The 6,485-nt window shown below is 69.9% G+C and carries 5 protein-coding genes; 2 read left to right on the top strand and 3 right to left on the bottom strand.

Translation table 11 applies throughout. From position 1 onward, the window contains the following. Nucleotides 1-73 precede the first annotated feature (73 nt). Nucleotides 74-1,087 carry a serine protease gene (locus tag D7Y21_RS26835; protein ID WP_121716547.1) on the top strand — a complete coding sequence of 338 codons (1,014 nt, stop codon included), beginning with the start codon at nucleotides 74-76 and terminating at the stop codon, nucleotides 1,085-1,087. Between the two features lie 22 nt (nucleotides 1,088-1,109). On the opposite strand, the gene D7Y21_RS26830 is transcribed toward D7Y21_RS26835, so the two are convergent. Continuing rightward, entirely contained in the window at nucleotides 1,110-1,694 is a 585-nt protein-coding gene (locus D7Y21_RS26830) for a DUF2378 family protein (RefSeq protein ID WP_121716541.1), read from the bottom strand. Nucleotides 1,695-2,065: 371 nt separating this feature from the next. Between D7Y21_RS26830 and D7Y21_RS26825 the strand changes: the two genes are divergently transcribed. After that, a complete protein-coding gene (locus D7Y21_RS26825) occupies nucleotides 2,066-4,198 on the top strand; it encodes a M4 family metallopeptidase (protein ID WP_120563459.1) in 2,133 nt (710 codons plus the stop codon). A gap of 78 nt (nucleotides 4,199-4,276) precedes the next feature. On the opposite strand, the gene D7Y21_RS26820 is transcribed toward D7Y21_RS26825, so the two are convergent. Then, nucleotides 4,277-5,587: a M18 family aminopeptidase gene (locus D7Y21_RS26820; protein WP_120563460.1), complete on the bottom strand. Its 1,311-nt coding sequence runs from the start codon at nucleotides 5,585-5,587 to the stop codon at nucleotides 4,277-4,279. 12 nt (nucleotides 5,588-5,599) lie between these two features. Next, nucleotides 5,600-6,433, bottom strand: coding sequence for a hypothetical protein (locus D7Y21_RS26815; RefSeq protein ID WP_233591552.1), 834 nt, complete (start codon nucleotides 6,431-6,433; stop codon nucleotides 5,600-5,602). Nucleotides 6,434-6,485 lie beyond the last annotated feature (52 nt).

Genomic DNA, 6,485 nt, shown 5'->3' with positions numbered 1-6,485 from the left:
GGCTGATACAACGTGCCGCGGCCGGTCACATGGAACGTATCCCGGTGGGAATGCCGGCCGAACGGGGGTGGCCATGTCCGATGACGTCCAGGCACGCCGTGCGCGGGCCGAAGAGGCCCTTCGGCGCACGAGTGCCTCCCTGGTGCTGCTGGACCTGGGCGGCCACACCGCCACGGGGTTCGTCATCTCCTCCGAAGGCCACGTCGTCACCAGCCTCCACGCGGTGGCCAGCGCGCGCGCCATCACCGCCGTGCTGCCGGACGGCCTGCGCTCCCCGGTGGTCCAGGTGGCGGCCGTGGACGAGCGCCGCGACCTGGCCCTCCTGTGCCTGTCCATCCCGGACCTGGTGCCCGCCCTCCCGCTGGGCCCGGCCACGCTGCCCTCGGAAGGCGAGGCCCTGCACATCATCCAGGCCCACGCGGACCGCCCCCCCGAAGGGCGGGTCCTGGAGGTCCGCGCGGTCCAGGTGCTGGGCGAATGGCTCACCCTGCTGGAGTTGTCCCGCACGCTGCCCGAGGACGCGTCGGGCTCGCCGGTGCTGGACACGCGGGGGCAGGTGGTGGGGCTGGCCACCGCGGCGCTCGCCAACGGCCGCGCGCTGGGGCTGGTCATCCCGGTGCGCTACATCGCGCCGCTCCTCAAGACGCCCGGCCCGCCCCGACCGCTGTCCGCGTTGGACGCGCCCCGGCAGCGCGCCACCCGCGTGCGTCACGTGCCGCAGCATCCCGTGGGCCTGCTGGAGGGCTGCGCGACGCCGGCCGTGGAGTCCGTGGCCTCGCTGCTGGGCCAAGCCATCAACGTGGGCGCTCCCGCCTACAACCGGGGCGACGTGGAGGGCTGCTACCGGCTCTACGCGCACACCGCCGAACAGCTCATCGACGAGCGCGACGACTGCCCCGGTGTCCAGCGCGCGCTGCGCGACGGCCTGTTGCGCTGCGAGGGCCTGAAGGACGTGGAGGACCGGGCCTGGGCCCTGCGTGACACGTTCGACGGGTTGATGGACGTCATCGGCCGGTGGCGCCAGGCGCGCCCGGCGCCGCTCACCCCCGCCCACAAGCGCCCCCCGCCGAAGACGTACCTCAACTAGCGGCGGGGGACGCGCGGGCCGCTCAGGCCTCGTCCCAGCGGATCCGCAGCGAATAGGTGTGCTCGGCGCGCTCCAGCACGTCCACGCGCGGCAGCACCCGCGTGCGGCGCAACACCTGCTCCATCACTCCCGCCACGAAGTCCGGCAGCGGATCCGCGTCCACCACCCGCGCCCGCCACTCCCGCGCGCGCACCGGCTCCAGCATCAGCTTCATGTCCTCGCGGCCCGCGCGCAGGTACGTGGGCAGCCGCGCCAGGCACCGCTCCGCGCCCAAAAGCGGCGCCGCCGTGGCGAAGATGCGCCCCACCAGCGTCTGCGCGAAGCCCTCCACGTAGTGCGTACCCAGCACGCGGTTGGCGTCCTCGCTCGGAAGGCCCGGGCACGCATGCCGCCGCGCCACCGCCAGCGACGCGCGCCACACCTCCAAGGGAAGGCGCTCCTCCACCGTGTCCGGGTCGTAGCCCACGTCCCGCAGCGCCTGCGCGAACGGGCCCGACGGCCTCAGCGAGTGCTCGAACAGACCTTCGAAGTTCCGGCGCGGCACCCGCACCATCAGCAGCGGCAGGCCAGGCGCCTCCCGCGTCTCCGGATGAATCCACGGCTCCATGTCTTCAACCCCCCCAGGGTCCAGCCCCCGCACCATCCCGGCCGGGAAACCGTGTCTCATTGTATCAGCCTCCACGCGCCGGGCCTGCCCGCCTGGTTGCCGCTGTTGTGGACTTTTCCAACAATTTCTCCGGCATTTTCCCGCCCGGCCCGCGCTGCTCCATGACGGCCCGCGTCGGGGATTTCAGGAATTCGGGTCATAATAGACCCTTACTGAAAGCAAAAATTCAGTGTCAACCGTTGAATTCACAGGAAGTCCACTGGCGCTATCCCCTGATTCCTGGGCTGCCGCGTTATCTTCTTCAACCCATCGGAAACTCTCGGTGTTCATCGTGCGAGAATTGTTCATCCCCCTTGCAGCGTGAGTGATCCATGACCATTCGCCGCACCGAAGGTTCGACGCCCGTTTCTCTCCGTCCCACCACCGACACCTCCGCGCCGGCGAAGGCCAAGAACGTCCTTCGCGTGAAGGACGGCTTCGAGTCTGTTTCCCGCACGGGCGCCGCCGCGGGCGCGCAGCCCACGGCCGCCGCCGCGGCGACGTCGCAGGCGTCCACGACGGGGGCCACCTCCGCGCAGACCGGCCGCCTCGCCCTGGACAGCAAGGAGGCGCAGCAGGCCATCCAGACGTCCCTGAAGCACCTCACCCCGCCGATGACGGCCTCGTCGCTGCTGGCGGCGAACAAGACCGGCCCGACGCTGGCTCCCAAGAGCGTGGAGCGCGACGAGCTGGGCATGACCCACGTGCGCCTGGACCGCATGCACGAGGGCGTGAAGGTCTTCGGCGAGCAGGTCATCAGCCACCTGGGCACGGACGGCAAGGTGTCCAGCGTCACCGGTGAGCAGAACGCCATCCCCGCGGGCCTGGGGACCCAGAAGACGAAGCTGGCGCCGCAGCAGGCCATCGACATCGCGAAGAAGGAGCTGGGCGGCAAGGCCGACAAGCAGCCCTCTTCCGAGCGCGTCGTCTACCAGGACGCGGACGGCAAGTACCGCGCCGCCTTCCAGGTGGAAGTGACGCAGATCGCCGGCCAGGAGAAGCCCAAGAAGCAGAACTACATCATCGACGCCAACACCGGCGCGGTGCTGGAGAGCTTCAACAAGATTGGCGGCTGGAGCAAGAAGGCCGCCGCGCCGATGCAGGTCAACGGCACCGCCAGCCCCAACGCGTCCATCCCGGACAAGGGCCAGGTCGAGTCGAAGATCACCTTCCCGGACAACGTGACGGTCGACAAGCTGTCGCTCGACCTGAACATCAAGCACACCTTCAGCGGCGACCTGAAGGTCACGCTGACCAGCCCCTCCGGCAAGTCCGCCGTGGTGCAGGACCGCAAGGGCGGCTCCAAGGACGACATCGCCGGCTCCTTCGACCTGTCCGCCGCGTTCGCGGGCGAGAACACGAAGGGCGAGTGGACGCTCAAGGTCGAGGACAAGGCCGCGCGTGACGTGGGCACCCTCAACAACTGGAGCCTGAACATCCAGGCGAAGGAGACCACGCCTCCGCCGACGGATCCGCAGAACCCGCCCGCGGGCACCGCGGACGACCTGTCCATGTACAGCGGCCACGTGGACCTGAAGACCAAGAAGGAAGCGGACGGCACGTACTCGCTGGAGGACTCGACGCGCGGCAAGGGCGTGGTGACCTACGACGCGAACAACAAGACCACCGCGTCCGGCCAGACGAAGATCACCGACGACAACGACAAGTGGGGCGAGGCCACCGACCCGGCGCGCGCCAAGGCCGCCGTCGACGCGCACTACGGCGCGGCGATGACCTACGACTTCATGAAGAACATCATGGGTCGTGACTCCATCGACGGCGCGGGCGAGAAGCTCACCAGCTACGTGCACGTGCGCAACAACTACGTGAACGCGTTCTGGGACGGCGAGAAGATGAGCTACGGCGACGGCGACGGGAAGCAGTCCGGCCCGCTCACCACGCTGGACATCGCCGGCCACGAGATCGCGCACGGCCTCACGGAGCGCACCGCGGGCCTCATCTACAGCGGCGAGTCCGGCGGCCTGAACGAGTCCTTCTCCGACATCATCGGCACGGGCGTGGAGTGGTACGCCGCGCAGAACAACCCCGAGGCCAAGTGGAACTGGACCGTGGGCGAGGCCGCCTGGACGCCGAACAACGGCAGCGATGAGGACGGCCTGCGCTACATGAACGACCCGACCAAGGACAACTACTCGGTCGACAACTACAAGAACTACCCGAAGCAGACGGAGGTGCACGGCTCCAGCGGCATCTCCAACAACGCCTTCTACCTGCTGGTCGAGGGCGGCAAGAACAAGACGTCCGGCCTGGAAGTGAAGGGCGGCATCGGCATGGAGGACGGCCTGAAGATCTTCACCCGCGCCCTCACCACGTACATGACGCCGCGCACGACGTTCGCCCAGGCCCGCGAGGCCACCATCAAGGCCGCCACGGACCTGCACGGCGCCGACTCCGTCCAGGTGCAGAAGGTGAAGGACGCCTGGACCGCGGTGGGCGTGAACTAGTTCCAGCGCTGAAAGCTTCCTGAAACATCCGAGGCGGGTCCGGTGTCACCACCGGGCCCGCCTCTTCCTTTTGCCCGCTCAGGCGAAGAAGCGCGTCAGCACCGCCACCATGCGGGCCACGTCGGACGCGGCGGCCAGCTCGCGGATGGAGTGCATGGACAGCATGGGGTTGCCCACGTCCACCGTGCGGATGCCCAGCTGCCCCGCGGTGATGGGGCCAATGGTGCTGCCGCAGCCCAGGTCCGTGCGGGTGACGAAGTGCTGCGGCGTGACGCCCGCCTCCTTGCACAGCGCCGCGAAGTGCGCCCACGACTCGCCATCCGTCGCGTAGGACTGGTTCACGTTGGTCTTGATGACCGGACCGCCGCCCAGCTGCGGCTGGTGCTTGGGCTCGTGCATGGAGGAGTAGTTGGGGTGCACCGCGTGCGCCATGTCCGCGCTCACCATGAACGAGCGGCGGATGGCGCGGTGGAACGCGTCCGCGCGCCCATCCGCGTGCGCCTGGACGATGCGCTCCAGCAGGTCCTTGAGGAACGGCGACGCGGCGCCCTGCGCGCTGCGGCTGCCGCACTCCTCGTGGTCGTAGAGCACCACGCCCACCGTGGCCTCGCGTGGGCCGGTGTCCTTCAAGAGCGCGGTGAGCCCGGTGTGGCAGCTGGCCAGGTTGTCCAGGCGGGGCGCGTGGAGGAACTCACCGTGCAGGCCGGAGCGCGTGGACGGCTGCAAGTCGTAGAGGCACAGGTCGTAGCCCAGCAGGTCGTCCGCGGCGGCCTTCACGCCCGAGCGGCCCAGCTCCTCCACCAGCAGCCCCTTCAGCTCCGCGGGGCCCGCGCTCTCCAGGCCCAGCACCGGCACCATGTGCTCCTGGGCGTTGAGCTTCAGGCCCTCCGTGTTGACGCCGCGGTTCAGGTGGATGGCCAGGTTGGGCACGCGCAACAGCGGCCGGCGGAAGTCCACCAGGTGGTGCTGGGGGCGGCCGTTGTGCAGCGTCACCACGCGGCCCGCGAGCGACAGGTCCCGGTCGGTCCACGTGTGCAGCAGCACCCCGCCATAGATTTCGACGCCGAGTTGCTGGTAGCCGTGGCGGTTGACGGGCGCGTTGGGCTTGAGGCGCAGGTTGGGCGAGTCCGTGTGCGAGCCCACCAGCCGGAAGCCGGTGGTGTCCACGGGCTTCGTGCCCAGCTGGAACGCCGCGATGCTCGTGTCGCCGCGGATGACGAAGACCTTGTCACCGGGCTTCAGCGACCAGGACTCGCGCTCGTCCAGTTCACGGAAGCCCGCGGCGGTGAGGCGGCGCGCCGTCTCGCGCACGGCGTGGTACGGCGTGGGCGACGCGTCGATGTACTGGAGGAGGTCGTTGGCCTGCGTGTCGATGTCAGTCGGGCTCATGGGCCCGGCACGCTAACGCCGTCCGGCCCCGGTGCCACGTCCGACTGTCACGGCCCGGACAGGCGGAGGGGCGCCCGCCGGCAGGATGGTGGAGGAAGGACGCGTCCCGGGCCCAGCGTCCAGGAAGGTGCCCAGGAGCACCCAGCGGCGCGCCGCGTCCTCCTTTCCCGGCTTCGCGGCGAGCGGGGTCGTGTAGTGCCAGAAGGGCAGCCGGTACACGGTGACGCCGCCCACGGTGCTGACCTTGGTGAGCTCGGAGAAGTGCCCGTCCTTCGCGTACACGAGGTACTGGTGGTCCACGGCGGGCTGCGTGAGGCTCACGTGCATGTCCACGTAGCCGTCGCGCGCGTCCGCTTCTTCCGGGTGGTGGTCGTTGTGCGGGCCGGTGTAGTCGCCCGGGCCGTAGCAGAGCACCTGGATGCCCCAGCCCCGCTTGAGCGGCCGGCCGCTCACCGTCGCCGCGAAGGCCGCGAACGTGTCCGAGCGCAGGAGCGCCCTCAGCCCCACCGCCTCCGCCGCGCGCCATGAGCGCGAGCGCCGGCTCTCCAGGAGCGCGGTGCGCACGCGCACCGTCTTGGGCAGCGCCTCCGTGTAGTTCTCCACCATGCCGGAGATGGAGTCCTCCGGGATGGGGTCCTCCATGGTGACGAGCGTGTCACGCAGCGCGGCGTCCAGGATGTCGCGGGCCTCGGCCGCCTTCTTCACGTCGATGACGCCCTGCAGCGCGATGAAGGGCCGCGTGGGGTCCAGGAGTGCACCGCACGTCTCGGAGTCTCGGCCTTCGAGAATGCGGCGGCCCTTCGGGGTGAGCAGGTCGGCGAACTGGGTGGGCAGGCGCGGGGACATGGCGCGCACCATACCGGGCCCCGGGCGGAACGCACGCGCTGGGGAGGGCACG

Origin of the sequence: Corallococcus sp. AB045, from assembly GCF_003668895.1 — a bacterium.
GTDB classification, from domain to species: Bacteria; Myxococcota; Myxococcia; order Myxococcales; family Myxococcaceae; genus Corallococcus; species Corallococcus coralloides.
This window is presented reverse-complemented; position numbering and strand designations above follow the sequence as displayed.